Below are 14600 nucleotides of genomic sequence, written 5' to 3' on the forward strand. Positions count from 1 at the left end.
TGCCCGTGCCCGAGGTGCCCGTGCCCGAGGTGCCCGTGCCCGAGGTGCCCGTGCCCGAGGTGCCCGTGCCGGACGGGTTCTGCGTCGACGGCGGTCCAGCAGGAGCAGCGGTCTGCTGCTGCCCGTCGGTCCCGACGGATGTCTGCGCGCCGGGGGTGTCGGTGCTCGGAGCAGACACATCGGTACCCGGGGCGGACACGTCGGTGCCCGGAGCCGAGACATCGGTGCCCGGGGCTGCGACATCGGTGCCCGGGGCTGCGACGCCGCTGGTCGGGGCCGCGGGGCTCCCGCCGTCGGTCTGCGCGGCGGCCGCGGGTGCTGCGGCCTCGGTCGCCGCCGTCGACGTGCTGCCCGTGCCGCCGGTCGGGTCGACCGACGCGTCGGCGGGTCCGGGCGCCGCCGCGACCTGCCCGGTGCCACCGGGGTCCGCAGGGGCCGGGGACGCCGCGACCGGGGCGCCGCCGGGGTCGGTCGGCGCAGCGGCCGCCACCTCGCCCGGTGCAGCCGGGGCCACGTCCGGTGCCGCCTGAGCCGGAGCGGTGGTCGGGGCGGCCTGGCCGGGTGCCCTGTCCGACCCGGCCTGGGACTGCCCGGCCTCGGGCGACCCGCCCTGGGAAGCCCCGGCCTGCGACGACCCGCCCTGGGATGCCCCAGCCTGCGCGGACCCAGCCTGCGAGGACTCAGCCTGCGCGGACCCAGCCTGCGAGGACGACCCGGAGGACCCCGCCGTCCCCCCGCTGCCGGACCCCCCGGTCCCCGATGCACCAGACCCGGCCGTCGCACCGGACCCCGCGTTCGAGCCGCCGGTGCCGGACGAGCCCGCCGAGGCGGTCCCGCCCGCGGTGGCACCGGCGCCGGCCTGGCCCGGGGCCCCGACCGGCGAGCCGGTGCCCAGCGCGCCGTTCTGCGCGGCCGCCCCGGCCAGCGCGTTGAGGTGCAGGTTGGTCAGCGTCGTGGCCGGGTGGGCGGCGGCGTTGATCACCGCGGGGTTGAACGGGCTGACCGTGCCGTACCGGCCGGTGGCACCCAGCGCGGCGCCCAGGAAGTCGTCGCCGCTCAGCGACGGGAAGCCCTGGCCGGTGGCGAGGCTGGCCACGATGCTGCCGCCGGGCGAGGCCACCGTGTTCGTCGCGGCGGTCGAGGCCAGCCCGGTGCCGGTCCGCGCCAGCCGATTGCCGGCCCCGGGGAGGTTCGCGCCGTCGACCCCGCGGCCGATGCGGCTGAGCCCGGTCCGGCCGATGATCGGCGCGATCGCGCCGGCCCCGATCAACCCGCCGGCCCCGCCGCCGATCCCGGCGGCGACCGTGGAGAGCACGTTCCAGTCGGTGCGGGTGCCCTGGGCGAACTGGATGCCCTGGCTGATCGCGTCGATCGCGACCTCCTCGAGCACCTCCTCCACGACCTCGTGGGCCAGGTGCCGGGCGACGTCCCGGGCCGTCGTCCGGGCGACGGCGTTCGCGGCCCCGCGCGCGGCGGCCGCGGTGATGGCCCGGGTGGCCGCGGCCCGGCCTGCGGAGGACACCAGCTTGGAGATGGCCTGGCTGACGACGGTGCGCGCGGTCTGCGCGATCGGCCCGAGCGTGGCCAGCGAGACCCCGCCGGCCCAGGCCATGAGCAGGGCGATGAAGGCGGCGGCGACCGCGACGGCCACGGCGACGTTGATCGAGATCTTGGCGTACTGCAGCTCGGTGCCGAAGGACCTGGTCTGCATCCCCATCGCCGTGGCGTTCTGGATGTGCCCGACCAGGCCGAACTCCGGCGAGGACAGCAGCTGCTGGGCGAGGTCCTGGAAGCTCTCGGTGGCCGGCGCGTCCCAGCCCTGCATCAGCAGGGTGGCCGCGTTCATCAGCTCCTCGGCGCCGGTGGACAGCGCCTCGGCCAGGCCGTCCCACTCCTCGGTGAGCTCCCAGACCGCCGACTCGCTGCCCTCGGGCCACTTCGAGCCCGCGAAGATCATCGACAGCAGGTCGTTCCACCAGCCGTCGGACCCGCCCAACCAGGCGAACGGGCTGGTGACGTCGTCCGGGTGCTCCACCGTCACCTCCCTCCGCGATCCGTGCCTGCCGGGGGCGCCGGAGCCGGCGCTGGGGCGTCCCTAGGGGCTAGAGCCCGCTCTCGACCGGCACGGTCACGGCGGCGGCCTGCTCGGCGTCCGAGGCCAGCGAGGCGTCGACGGCCTGGTGGGCCTGCTGGCCCAGCCGGGTGATCTGGTCGGTGGTGCCGGAGACGGCGTCGAGCGAGGGCTGCGCGCCCTCCAGGTACGCCGCCTCGAACTCGGGGCCGCCGCTGTCGGACCCCCACGGCTTGGCGGCCTGCCCCGTCTCGATCGCCGAGATCCGGGCCTGCACGGCCGTGGTCAGCAGCTGCGCGGAGGACTCCCAGGCCAGCAGCCCGCTCGCCGCCACCGGGGGGTCGATGAACACCTCGTCGTAGGCCATGTCAGCTCATCTCCTGCCGTGCATCTGGTCGGTCACGATCTCGGTCAGCGCGTCGTCGTCCCCGCTGATGGTGGCGCGCAGCTGGTCGGCGTCGGCGACACCGGCGAAGGTCTGCACCACCTGCTCCTGGGCCGCAGCAGTCGCCCGGTGCACCGTCTCGGTGATGGTGTCGGCCAGGGTCCGGGAGTCGGGACGGCGGTAGATGCGCGGGTCCAGGTCGAGCCGGACCAGGTCGCCGCGGGCGCCGACGGTCACCGACACCAGGCCGTCCGGCGACGTCTCGGTCACCTGGACCGCCCGCGCCTGCCGGGCCAGCTCCGGGCCCTGGTCCATCAGATGGTGCAGCTTGACCTGCAGGCCCGCGGAGTACTCGCGGAAGGCGTCCAGGTCGGGTCCCACGGGCATGCTCACGGCCGGACCTCCCCTCCCGGTCGGCGATCGGCACCGACCTCCGCACGATACTGGCGCCCGACACCCGCCCGCGCGATCCCGCGTCGGGGGACTGCGCCCGATCGGAGGACCACGGTGGCCGTACCCGGGGCGTCCCGCGCCGCCGTCGCGACCGGCGCGTCGCTCGCCGTGGCGGCCGCCTCGGTCGTGGTCGCCGTCGCCGCGGCCGGTCCGGCGGCCGCCGCGCAGGTCTGCGACCAGCCACCGGTGGCCGACACCGTGCAGGCCGCCGTCCCGTGGTCGCAGCAGGCGTGGGACCCGGCCGCCCAGGTGTGGCCGTTCTCCACCGGCGCGGGCGTGACCGTCGCGGTCCTGGACACCGGGGTGCAGACGTCGAACCCCCAGCTCGCGGGCCGGGTGGCCGGCGGCGTCGACCTGGTGTCCGGCGGCACCGCCGACGTGGACTGCGTGCCGCACGGCAGCGGCCTGGCCGGGGTGGTGGTCGCCGGCCAGCAGGCCGGCGTCGGCCTGCGCGGGCTGGCACCCGACGCCACGGTCCTGCCGGTCCAGGTGGCGCAGGCCGCGGTCGGCGAGCCGGGCACCACCCCGGTGGACCCGGGGGTCATGGCCGCCGGTCTGGACGCCGCCGTGGCCGGCGGTGCGCAGGTCGTGCTCGTGGGGCCGGTCGTGTTCCGCGACGACCCGCAGCTGGCCGACGCGGTGCAGCGGACCCTGGACGCCGGCGTGGTCGTGGTGGCCGGCGTCGGCGACGGCCACGAGGCCGACCGGGACGGCGAGGGGCCCACCGCCGCCCTCGCCACGCCCTACCCGGCGGCCTACCCCGGCGTGCTGGGCGTGGCCGCCGTCGGCAGCGACGGGCTGCGCGCCGACACCTCGCAGATCGGTGACTACGTCGACCTCGCCGCACCCGGCGCGGAGGTGGTCTCCACCGGCACCGCGGCCCAGCAGGTGTACGACGGGACGGCGTTCGCCGCGGCCTTCGTGGCCGCCGCCGCCGCGCTCGTGGTGGCCGAGCCCGGTCTGGTGCCGTCCGGTGCCGACCGGCCGGCCGCGGTGCAGGCCCGGCTGGCGGCCACCGCGGTGCCGCCGCCGTCACCGGCCGGGTACGGCGCGGGGCTCCTCTCCCCCGGGCGCGCGGTGACCGAGGACCTCGCGGCCGCACCGCCCCGGCAGGACCCCGGCTACCAGGCGCCCCCGGTGGACGAGGCCGCCGTCGCGGCCGCCCGGGCCGCCGAGGACGCCGCCGACCGCTCGGCGCTCTGGGCGCTGGCCGCCGGGGCGGTCGCCGTCCTGGCCGTGCTCACCGCGCTGCTGCTGCCGCGGGCGCGCCGCCGCCGGTGGCGCACCGGCCGGGCGGCCCCCACCGCGGTCGAGCCGGAGCCTGCGGGGCACATCCCGTCGGCCGCGCTGTTCGAGCCGCCGCGCTGACCCCGGGGACGCGACGGGCCGCCCCGGGGGATCCCGGAGCGGCCCGATCGTGCTGACCCGTGCGGGTCAGGCTGCGTGCGTCAGGCGCTGACCACCGAGACGTTGGTCTGCTCGGTGCCCGACGAGGTGTCCGCGGCGGAGTTCAGCCCGGTCACGAAGGCCTGCAGGGCCTCCTTGATGCGGGTCGAGGCGCCGTTCCACTGGTCCTGACGGGCCCGGTAGGCCTCCTGGGCATCGCTGTCCCAGGTGCCGATCAGGTTGTTGACCTGCGTGTTCAGGTCGCTGAGCTGGGAGTCCATCGTCGCCACGGTGCCGCTCACCATGGACGCGGCCTCCTGCTGCTGACCCCAGTTGACCCGGTACTGGCCACCACTCATCGCTGGTCCTCCTCGCTCAGACGCCGGTCAGACCGGCGGTGATGCCGCTGGTCTGGCTGTTGACGGTGTTCATCTGCGACTGCTGCTGCTCGTCGGCGCTGGTGTAGTTCCCCGCGGCCGTGTTGATGTCCGCGCTGATCCCCAGGAGTGCCTGGTTCAGCTTCTTGGTCTCCTCCGCCACCGTCTGGCTGGTGGTGGTGAAGGCGGTGCCGCCGAGCCCGAGCCAGGTCGACTGCAGCGTGCCGAGGTTGTTCATGAGGCTGCTGATCGCAGCGGTGAGGCTCATGGACACCTCCTCGGCGCGGCCGGCGAACTGCGCCATGACCGCCGCATCGGTGGTTGTCTGCTGTCCTGCCATGCCGTGTGCTCCTCGTCTGCGAGTCCGTCCGCGGTCGACGTGCCGTCGTCGCCCGGGGGCGCCGACGCCCACGGAACCTACCGGTCCGGTCGCCGCGCTGCCGAACCGAAGTGGTCACGGCTGTGGACAGCCACCCGGTCGGGGGATCAGGCCGACGCCGCCGCCGCGGTCTCGGACAGGGCCGGTCCCGGCGCGATCCGGGCGACCAGCTGCTCGGGCATCGGGACCGCGGTCGAGGCGTCGTAGCCCAGGGCCGCGGCCTCCAGGGGCGAGGGCACAGGGTAGGCCCGGCCCTCGTCGGTGACCAGGAACAGCGCCCCGGTGGGCGCCTCCGCCGACGCCCGCGCGGACACCAGCGCCCCGCGGCCCGGGGGGACGACGACGAGGTCGGCGAGCGTGGTGCCGCCGGTCGTGGCGCCCGGCCCGGCGACGCCCCCGGTCGTGTCGACCCGCGCCCCGATCAGCACGCCACTGGGGTCACCGGCGTCGTCGAACCCGGCGCAGACGGTCTCCTCGGACCCCGCGACGTCCGCCGCCGTCGGCACCTGGGCGGGCGGGTCCGCGGGCTCGGCCTCGGGCAGCTCGACGCTGTCGACGCCGGTCACGTCCACGGCGGACAGGGTCAGCGCGGTCGGCTCCCCGCCTGGGTAGGCCTGCTGCGCGGTGAGCGGGTCGGCCAGCAGGATCCGGGCCTGCACCTCGGTGATCTCCACGACGCGGTCCAGGTCGACCTGGTACCACTGCGCGCTCTCGCCGTCCCCGACCCGGCCCACCTGGCCGACCAGCGCGCCGGGCACCGCCGCCGACGGGACGCCGCGGCCGGCCACCGGCTCGGGCTCCAGCGCGCGGCCGGCCGGCAACCCGGACAGCCACGCCGACCCGACGTCGACCTGCGGGACGTCCCGCAGCGAGAGCGCCAGCAGCACGGCCGCCTCGTCGACGACCAGGTGGTGCCGGCCGCGCCACACCAGCTGCAGCTCGCCCGTGCCCCGGTCGCGGACCAGCAGGACGTCCTCTCCGAGGGAGCGCCCGCCGCCGGTGCCGCCGCCGACCAGCAGCGCGGTCGAGGGCGTGGACTCCCCGCTGGCCGAGCTGACCGGCGCCGCGCACAGCGTCCAGGGCGCGCCCAGCAGGTCGTCGGCCGCGGGGAGCGCGTCGGGGGCGCCGGTGATGCCCAGCCGCGGGCCACGCGGGACGCCGTCCAGCGAGGAGGAGGACACCGACACCACCTCGGTGCTGCCGGTGAGCAGGGCCGCGGAGGCGAAGTTGGCCACCTGGTGCAGCCGCATCGTCCCGTCGTCGTCGGGCAGGTAGACGAACCGCGTGCCCGTCTCCTCCTCGACGACGACCGCGCCGGCGCTCTGCCAGGTCGTGTTGCCGCCGGGGTTGATCACCCCGATCACGCCGACCACGGCCAGGACCAGGACGGCGACCATCACGCTGCCGAACGCCGCCCCGCCCATCCGGCGGCCCGGGGACTGCAGGGGGTCGCTCTCGCGCAGCACCAGGCCCGAGACCACCCGCTGGGTGAGGAACTGGTAGCTCTGGAACAGGTCCCGCCGGCTGGCCACGACGCCCTCAGCCGTACAGCCCGCGGACGTACCCGTACAGGCCCGCCACCAGGCAGGCCACGGGCACGACGGCCAGCGCCACCAGCACGTCCAGGACGTCGGCGAGCCGGCCCAGGTACGGGCTCGGCGCGCGGTCCTGCAGCCGCAGCCCGGCGACCAGCGCCAGCAGGGCGAGGACGACGAGCACCGGCACCAGGACGGTCAGCCGCTGCCCCGGCTCCAGGGCGAGGGCGGCGACCACCAGCAGCACGACCCCGCCCAGCCCGGTGGCCAGGAACGGCAGGCGGTGCCGGGACGCCGGGAACAGCCGGGCCCGCAGCAGCGCGCTCACCGTCACCAGCGCGACCAGCACCAGCGCCGACGTCCGCCCCGACGCCACCAGGACGGCACCGGCGGCCAGCGCGGCCGCGGCGGTCCCGGTGAGCAGGCCGGTCAGGATCTCGTCGGCCCGCCGCACCCGCGCGGCCACCCGGGAGCGCGGGACCTGGGGGCCGTCGGCGAGCAGGTCCTCGGTGGTGGTCGGCAGCACCGGCATCGGCACCTTGCCCAGCCGGACCGACAGCAGCGGGACGGCGGGGATCAGCACGACGGTCAGCGAGACCACGAGCGCGGCCGCGTCCAGCGCGTCCACGGCGCCGGTGAGCGCCGCGGCGGCCGCGACCGCGCCCAGGACGCCGAGCGCGATGCCGGCGACCGGCCCCTCGGCGGACACCGAGACCGCGCCCAGGACCAGCAGCGAGACCGCGACCAGCGCCAGCGCGGCGGACAGCCACTGCCACGGGCCGAGCTCGCCCAGCGGCTGCGCCCCGAGCCCGACCACCAGCGCACCGCCGGCCACGGCCAGCTGCGCGACGGCGCCGAAGGGCACCGCTGCGCCCGCGTCGCCCGTCGCCCGGGCCAGCAGCAGGGCGACCACCAGGGCCACCGCGCCCAGCCCGAGCAGGACGGCGCCGGCCCGGCCCCAGTCGTCCGGTCCGGTCGTGGCCACGACCAGGCCGGCGACCACCAGGCCGGCCGTGCCGGCGGCGATCCCGGCGCGGCGGGTGGCCGCGCTGCCCCAGCTGCGGCTGCGGTCGCGGGCACTGCGGGCGATGGCGTCGACGACGTCGTCGTAGTCGAGCTCGGGCCACTGCTCGCGGCTGGGCACCAGGTGCAGGACGTCGCCGTCCCGGACCTCCTGGGCGACCAGCGACCGGTCGGGCTCGACGGGGGTGCCGTCGGGACGGCGCAGCACCCACCCGCCCTGCTCCTGGCCGAGGTCGGCGAGCTCGCCGCCGGCGTGCCGCAGCAGCATCGGCAGCAGCTCGGCGACCGCCACGCCGTCGGGCAGCGCGACGTCCACCCGTCGGGTGGGGGCCGCGACGGTGATCCGGGCGAGCCCGGAGCCGACCGCCCGGGTCACGAGACGGGTGCGACGGTGACGGACACGCCGTCGGGACCGGGGGACAGCGTCGCGGTCACGGTGCGGGTGTCGTCGGAGGCGGTCACCAGCAGCTCGTTCTCCACGTCCACCGTGAAGCCCGCGGCCGGCAGGGCCTGGGCGTAGAACGCCACGCCCTCCTCCTTGTCGATCCCGTCGATCTCGATCTCCCACTCGCCGCCGGTGACGACCGGCTCCCCCGGGGTCAGCCCCGGCGGCACCGGGATCTCGCCGCCGCCGAACTCGTCCGGGACGGCGACCGTGTCGTACTCGACCGCGGGCGCACCGGCACCGTCGTCCTCGGTGCTGCCCCCCTCGCTGCTGCCTCCCTCGGACTGCCCGGCGGCCGACGACGACGCGGCCCCGACCTCCTCGTCGACCCCGCCGCCGCACCCGGCGAGCAGCAGGGCGGAGGCGGCCGCGGCCAGCAGCAGTCGGGCGGGGCGGTGGCTCATCGGCACTCCAGGGCTCGGGTCGCCGGCGGGGACGGCGTCGGGCGGGCGGCCCATACGATACGGACGGGCCTCCCGCCGTCGGGGGAGCCGGGCGAGGAGGGCCGAGAGCTGAGCACCGTCGTCGTCCGACGCCGTCCGCGCCGGGACGCCCCGGAGCTGCCGGCCGGGGAGATCGTGCTCGACCCCCCGCCCGAGCTGCCCACCGAGGGCGGCCGCAAGTGGTCCCAGATGCTCATGGTGCTGCCCATGCTGGCCGGTGCCGGGGCCATGGCATTGCTGTTCACCAGCGGGCGCGGCGGGCCGCTGGGCTACGTGGCCGGCGGGCTGTTCGGCGTCTCCGCGCTGGGCATGGTCGCCATGGGCTTCATGAACGGCGGCGGCGGGGGCAAGAAGGAGATGGCCGGCAAGCGCCGGTCCTACCTCCGGCACCTGTCCCTGCAGCGGCGCTCGGCCCAGCGGGCGGCCGAGCAGCAGCGCCGGGCGATGCTCTACCGGCACCCCGACCCCGACCAGCTGTGGACCACCGCGGCCAGCCACCGACTGTGGGAGCGGCGGGCCGACCACGCCGACTTCGGCGTCGTGCGGATCGGGCTGGGCCCGCAGGCGCTGGCCACCCCGGTGGTGCCGCCGCAGACCGGGCCGCTGGACGAGCTGGAGCCGCTGTCGGCGGCCGCGCTGCGCCGGTTCGTGCTGACCTGGTCCGCGGTGCCCGACCTGCCGGTGTCGATGGCCCTCAACGGGTTCGGCCGGGTGCACGTCCTGGGCCCCGTCGAGCAGCAGGAGGCCCTGGCCCGCGCGGTGGTCGCCCAGCTCACCACCCACCACAGCCCCGACGACGTCCTGGTCGCCGTGTGCGCCGGCACCGACCGGCGCGAGGCGTGGGAGTACGCCAAGTGGCTGCCGCACGCCCAGCACCCCGAGCGGTCGGACGCCCTGGGCCGGGTGCGGCTCATGGCGCCGACCCTGCCGGCGCTGGAGGCCCAGCTCGACGACCTGGTCGCCGTCCGGCCGCGGTTCAACCCCAGCGGACCGGTGACCACCGTCGGCGGCCCGCACGTGCTCGTCGTCCTGGACGGCGGGGAGACCGCCGGCTCCGACCACCTGGCCAGCGAGGGCGGGGTCGAGGGCGTGACCGTGCTGGACCTGACCACCGCACCGCCCCGGCTGCTGGACCGCGGCACGCTGGTCCTGGAGGTCACCGCCGACGGCCGGCTCAGCAGCCGCACCACCGACGGCGAGGTCGAGCTCGGCCGGGCCGACGCGCTCACCGGTGCCGCCGCCGAGTCCCTGGCCCGGCAGCTCGCCCCGCTGCGGCTGTCGGCCGGCGGCACCGGCGAGAAGGCGATGACCGCCACCACCGACCTGGCCGACCTGCTCGGCATCACCGACCCGTTCAGCTTCGACGTCTCCAGCGGGTGGGCCCCCCGCCCCAACCGCGACCAGCTGCGGGTCCCGATCGGTGTCGGCGCCGACGGCGCACCGCTGGAGCTGGACCTCAAGGAGAGCGCCCAGGACGGCGTCGGGCCGCACGGCCTGCTGGTCGGGGCCACCGGGTCCGGCAAGTCCGAGCTGCTGCGCACCCTGGTGCTGGCCCTGGCCTGCACGCACGACTCCGAGACGCTGAACTTCGTGCTCAGCGACTTCAAGGGCGGGGCCACCTTCACCCGGCTGGACCGGCTGCCGCACACCTCGGCGGTCATCACCAACCTGGCCGACGAGCTGCCCCTGGTCGACCGCATGACCGACGCCATCAACGGCGAGCTGGTGCGCCGCCAGGAGCTGCTGCGCTCGGCCGGCAACTACGCCTCGTTGCGGGACTACGAGCGGGCCCGGCTGTCCGGGGTGCCGCTGGCCCCGCTGCCCAGCCTGCTCATCGTCTGCGACGAGTTCAGCGAGCTGCTGAGCGCCAAGCCCGACTTCATCGACATGTTCGTGCAGATCGGCCGGGTGGGCCGCTCGCTGGGCGTGCACCTGCTTCTTGCCTCGCAGCGCCTGGAGGAGGGCCGGCTGCGCGGGCTGGACACCCACCTGTCCTACCGGATCGCGCTGCGGACCAACTCGGCCATGGAGAGCCGGGTCGTGCTGTCGGCCCCCGACGCCTTCGAGCTGCCCCGCGCCCCCGGGTTCGGCTACGTCAAGTTCGGCACCGACCCGCTGGAGCGGTTCCGGGCGGCCTACGTGTCGGGCACCTACCGCCGGGCGTCCGCCGCCCCCGACGTCGGCACGTCGGCCGGCCCCGCGGTGCTGGCCTACGAGTCCTCCTACGTGGCGCCGGCGCTGCCGGTCCCCACCGAGGACGACGACGCCGACGTCCCGGACCCGACCGAGGTCGACACGCTGGGCGAGAGCCTGCTCGACGTCCTGGTCGACCGGCTGGAGGGGCAGGGCACCCCCGCCCACCAGGTGTGGCTGCCGCCCCTGCAGGAGCCCCCGACGCTGGACCAGCTGCTGCCGCCCCTGGTCACCGACCCGGCCCGGGGCCTGACCGTCGACAACCCCGACCTGACCGGCACGCTGCGCGCCCACGTCGGCGTGGTCGACCGCCCCGCCGAGCAGCGCCGCGACCCGCTGGTGCTGGACCTGACCAGCAGCGGCGGGCACGCCGTCGTCGTCGGCGGTCCGCAGAGCGGCAAGAGCACCCTGCTGCGCTCGCTGATCACCTCGCTGGCGCTGACCCACACCCCGCGCGAGGTGCAGTTCTACTGCTTCGACTTCGGCGGCGGCGGGCTCGGTGCGCTGCGCCGGCTGCCGCACGTCGGCGCGGTCGCCGGCCGCAACGACGTCGCCGTCGTCCGGCGCACGATCGCCGAGCTGCGCGGCCTGCTGGCCGCCCGCGAGGCGCGCTTCGCCCAGCTGGGGACCGAGAGCGTCGCCGCCTACCGGCGCGGGCTGCGCGCCGGGCGGGTGGCCGACGACCCGTTCGGCGACGTCGTGCTGGTCGTCGACGGCTGGTCCACCATCCGCGGCGAGTTCGAGGACCTGGAGCCCCTGGTCACCGACCTGGCCACCCGGGGTCCCTCCTACGGCCTGCACGTCGTCGCCGCGGCGTCGCGCTGGCTGGACCTGCGGCCCGCCGTCCGCGACCTGTTCGGCACCAAGGTCGAGCTGCGGCTCGGCGACACCTCGGACTCGATGATCGACCGCCGGACGGCGACCAACGTGCCCACCGGCACCCCCGGCCGCGGCCTGGAGGCCGGCAAGGCGCACATCCTCACCGCGCTCCCCCGCATCGACGGCGAGCAGTCCGCCGACGACCTCGCCGCCGGCCAGGCCGACCTGGTCGACCGGGTGGCCGAGGCGTGGACGGGGCCCGCCGCACCCGGCGTCCGGCTGCTGCCCGACCACGTCGCGCACGAGCAGCTGCTGTCCGACCCCAACCGCGGGTTCGCGGTCGGCATCGCCGAGGACGACCTGTCCACGGTGCACCTGGACCTCACCGGCGACCCGCACCTGGTCGTCTTCGGCGACGCGGAGTCGGGCAAGAGCGCCTTCCTGCGCTCGTTCGCCCGGCGGATCAGCGAGCAGTGCACGCCGCAGGAGGCCCGGATCGTCGCGCTGGACTACCGGCGCAGCCTGCTCGGCGCGATCAGCCCCGATCACCTGCTGGCCTACGGCACCTCCGGGCCGACCGCGACCACGATGGTCGAGGAGATCACCGGGGTCATGCGCACCCGGCTGCCCGGCCCGGACGTCACCACCGAGCAGCTGCGCAACCGCAGTTGGTGGACCGGACCCGAGCTCTACCTCCTGGTCGACGACTACGACCTGGTGGCCAGCGGGACCCCCAACCCGCTGGCCCCGCTGCTGGAGTTCATCGCCCAGGGCCGCGACGTCGGGCTGCACCTGGTCGTCACCCGGCGCAGCGGCGGTGCCGGGCGCGCGCTGTTCGAGCCGGTGCTGCAGCGGCTCCGGGAGCTGGCCAGCCCCGGCATCGTGCTGTCGGGCAACCGCGAGGAGGGCGCCCTGGTCGGCTCGGTGCGCCCCGGCCCGCAGCCACCCGGACGGGGCTGGCTGGTCACCCGCCGGGGTGGGACGCAGCTGGTCCAGCTCGCCTGGTCCCCGCCGACCTCCTGATCCTGGTGCCCGACGACCGCCGTCGGGTGGGCGGGACCACCCGGTCCCGTTAGCATGGCGGACCGATGCCGCCACCCGGCGCGGCTGACGCGAGGAGGGCACGTGGCCGAGGGCACCGACGTCACCCTGGACGCCGTCCGTGAGTACGCGCTGTCGATGCGCACCGACGGCATGTCGGCCGTCGGCGAGGCCGGGAAGCAGATCGGACCCATCGCCGGGGCCTCCGTGGGGCTCAGCGGCGTGCCCGGCTCGGGCGCCGCGCAGGCGCACTACCGGCAGCTGGCGCAGTCGCTGACCCTCTACATGCAGGACGTCGCGCTCAACGCCCAGGCGCTGTCCAACATCGCCACGATCGTGGCCTGGAACTACCAGCACGGCGACACCAGCCAGGCGGCCCAGATGAACAGCGTCAACGGCGCGCTGTACCCGCCGGCCGGCACCAGCACCCTGTCCAGCGAGCTCGCCGCCCAGCAGGCCGCGGCGGAGGCGGAGCATCGCCGGCTCGCCCAGCTGTACCGCCGCATGGGCGAGGAGCCGCCCGGCTCGCCGTACACGACCCCGGCTGGTGTCACGCTCACCGGCCCGGCCGCCGACCAGGCCCGGGCCGACGCCGCGGCCGCCGCCGCCGAGCAGCCCGCCGGCGGCGCCGGCCCCGCGGGCCTGACCCCCGTCCAGCGGATGAACCTGGCCAACGACACGATCGAGGACCACCAGGAGGCGGTCCGGCAGGCCAGCGCCACCCAGCAGGTCACCGGCTACGACGAGTACGGCAACCCGATCGTGGAGTACGTCGCGCCGGACAGCTACGAGGAGGCCAGCGGCGCCGGCGAGGAGAACACCAGCACCGCCGGTGAGTACCAGGAGGCGCTGGACTGGGCCGAGCAGGAGCGCGAGGACGGGTACGACGCGACGGTGACCGTCGGCGAGGACGGCGAGGTCCACACGGAGACCGACCGTCCGCCGACGCCGTACAACGACTGGTCGCAGACGTCGGCGCCCTCGTCGCCGTACTCCACCGGCTGACCGTGCCGACCGATCCCGGCGGCCCGGTCAGCGTCTCCTACCCGGTCGACGCGGCCGACGCCTCCGACGACCACAACTTCAACACCCTCGACGTGACCACCATGTACCGCTACGTCATGCTCGAGGACCCGACGTCGCTGACCGCCGCGGCCGACGGCTGGTCCGCCCTGGCCGGGGTGCTCGAGGGCCAGGCGGCCCTGCTGCGGAGCAAGGGCACCACGCTGGCCGCCGACTGGACCTCCGACGCCGCCGGGGTCTTCCAGGGCCGGATCACCGACTCCGCGGCCAGCCTGGACACCTGGGCGTCCCTGGCCCGCGGCGCGCAGGGCGAGCTCGACGAGCTCGCGGCGGTCGTCACCGCGAAGGTCAACCGGATGCAGGAGCTCTTCGAGGCCTACAGCACCGCCGTCGCCGACGCCGAGCGCGAGGACAACTCCGGCATCGACCTGAAGGACGTCGGCGAGTTCCTCTCCGGGACCAACCGGGTCACCGAGAAGGCCCGCGAGTACGCCGAGCAGATCCGGCGCGAGGTCATCGAGCCCCTGGCCACCGCCTACTCCACCGCGTCGGTGACGCTCGGCCCGCACGGCCCGGTGTTCGGCGGGCCTCGGGACGCCCCGACCGTCAGCCCCGAGCAGCTCGCCGCGCTGAACGGGCTCGAGGCCCCGCCCCCGCCCGGCGGCGGCCCCGCGCCGGCTCCGGCGCCGGCACCGGCGCCGGCACCGGCGCCTGCCCCGGCACCCGCTCCCGCGCCCGCACCGGCCCCGACCGCTCCCCCGACGGCGACCCCGCCCCCGACGGCACCGCCGCCGACCGCCCCGCCCACGACCGGGCCGGCCGCACCGCCCACCCCGGGGACGGTGCCCGGCGTGGCACCCACCGTGGCCCCCGCACCCCCCGCCCCGGCCACCCCGCCGGGATCGGCACCCGCCGCCCCGCCGACCGCGGCGTCCGGTGCGACCCCGGCGGCCCCGCCGGTCCTGCCCGGCGGTGCGGCGGCCGCCGGCGCGGCCGGCGCGGCCGGCGCGGCCGGTGCGGTCCGGCC

The 14600-nt window shown here is 76.6% G+C and carries 12 protein-coding genes; 4 read left to right on the forward strand and 8 right to left on the reverse strand.

Annotated features, from left to right (window positions below; translation table 11 throughout):
- The 3 genes from UXQ13_RS22935 to UXQ13_RS22945 form a co-directional block, all read right to left on the reverse strand.
- Positions 1-2035 (reverse strand): WXG100-like domain-containing protein (locus UXQ13_RS22935; RefSeq protein WP_472975162.1); only part of this gene is annotated, 2035 nt, incomplete at its 3' end.
- A 67-nt stretch (positions 2036-2102) separates the two neighbouring features.
- Entirely contained in the window at positions 2103-2438 is a 336-nt protein-coding gene (locus tag UXQ13_RS22940; RefSeq protein WP_225233142.1) for a hypothetical protein, read from the reverse strand.
- A gap of 6 nt (positions 2439-2444) precedes the next feature.
- Positions 2445-2843 carry a YbaB/EbfC family nucleoid-associated protein gene (locus tag UXQ13_RS22945; RefSeq protein WP_225236028.1) on the reverse strand — a complete coding sequence of 133 codons (399 nt, stop codon included), beginning with the start codon at positions 2841-2843 and terminating at the stop codon, positions 2445-2447.
- Between the two features lie 120 nt (positions 2844-2963).
- Here UXQ13_RS22945 and UXQ13_RS22950 point away from each other — a divergent pair, with 120 nt between their 5' ends.
- Positions 2964-4277, forward strand: coding sequence for a S8 family serine peptidase (locus UXQ13_RS22950; protein WP_225233143.1), 1314 nt, complete (start codon positions 2964-2966; stop codon positions 4275-4277).
- Between the two features lie 80 nt (positions 4278-4357).
- Here the strand turns inward: UXQ13_RS22950 and UXQ13_RS22955 are convergent, their stop codons facing one another.
- The 5 genes from UXQ13_RS22955 to UXQ13_RS22975 all read right to left on the reverse strand — a co-directional run bounded on the left by UXQ13_RS22955 (position 4358) and on the right by UXQ13_RS22975 (position 8458).
- Positions 4358-4654 carry a WXG100 family type VII secretion target gene (locus UXQ13_RS22955; protein ID WP_225233144.1) on the reverse strand — a complete coding sequence of 99 codons (297 nt, stop codon included), beginning with the start codon at positions 4652-4654 and terminating at the stop codon, positions 4358-4360.
- A gap of 16 nt (positions 4655-4670) precedes the next feature.
- Positions 4671-5012: a WXG100 family type VII secretion target gene (locus tag UXQ13_RS22960; RefSeq protein WP_225233145.1), complete on the reverse strand. Its 342-nt coding sequence runs from the start codon at positions 5010-5012 to the stop codon at positions 4671-4673.
- Positions 5013-5158: 146 nt separating this feature from the next.
- Positions 5159-6583 carry a type VII secretion protein EccB gene (gene eccB / locus UXQ13_RS22965; protein WP_225233146.1) on the reverse strand — a complete coding sequence of 475 codons (1425 nt, stop codon included), beginning with the start codon at positions 6581-6583 and terminating at the stop codon, positions 5159-5161.
- Between the two features lie 7 nt (positions 6584-6590).
- Entirely contained in the window at positions 6591-7985 is a 1395-nt protein-coding gene (eccD, locus tag UXQ13_RS22970) for a type VII secretion integral membrane protein EccD (protein WP_225233147.1), read from the reverse strand.
- Positions 7982-8458: a hypothetical protein gene (locus UXQ13_RS22975; protein WP_225233148.1), complete on the reverse strand. Its 477-nt coding sequence runs from the start codon at positions 8456-8458 to the stop codon at positions 7982-7984. Before UXQ13_RS22975 ends, eccD begins: the two co-directional genes overlap by 4 nt.
- A 174-nt stretch (positions 8459-8632) precedes the next feature.
- Between UXQ13_RS22975 and eccCa the strand changes: the two genes are divergently transcribed.
- The 3 genes from eccCa to UXQ13_RS22990 all read left to right on the forward strand — a co-directional run.
- Complete coding sequence (gene eccCa / locus UXQ13_RS22980; protein ID WP_225233149.1) at positions 8633-12532, forward strand: type VII secretion protein EccCa; 3900 nt, start codon at positions 8633-8635, stop codon at positions 12530-12532.
- A gap of 102 nt (positions 12533-12634) precedes the next feature.
- The gene (locus UXQ13_RS22985; protein ID WP_225233150.1) at positions 12635-13555 is read left to right on the forward strand and encodes a hypothetical protein; all 921 of its coding nucleotides are present in this window, start codon (positions 12635-12637) and stop codon (positions 13553-13555) included.
- A 2-nt stretch (positions 13556-13557) separates the two neighbouring features.
- Positions 13558-14600, forward strand: a 1043-nt coding sequence (locus tag UXQ13_RS22990; RefSeq protein WP_419146491.1) for a WXG100 family type VII secretion target, incomplete at its 3' end; no start/stop codon positions are given.

This window comes from Klenkia terrae, from assembly GCF_037083865.1.
In the GTDB taxonomy this organism is placed as follows: domain Bacteria; phylum Actinomycetota; class Actinomycetes; order Mycobacteriales; family Geodermatophilaceae; genus Klenkia; species Klenkia terrae.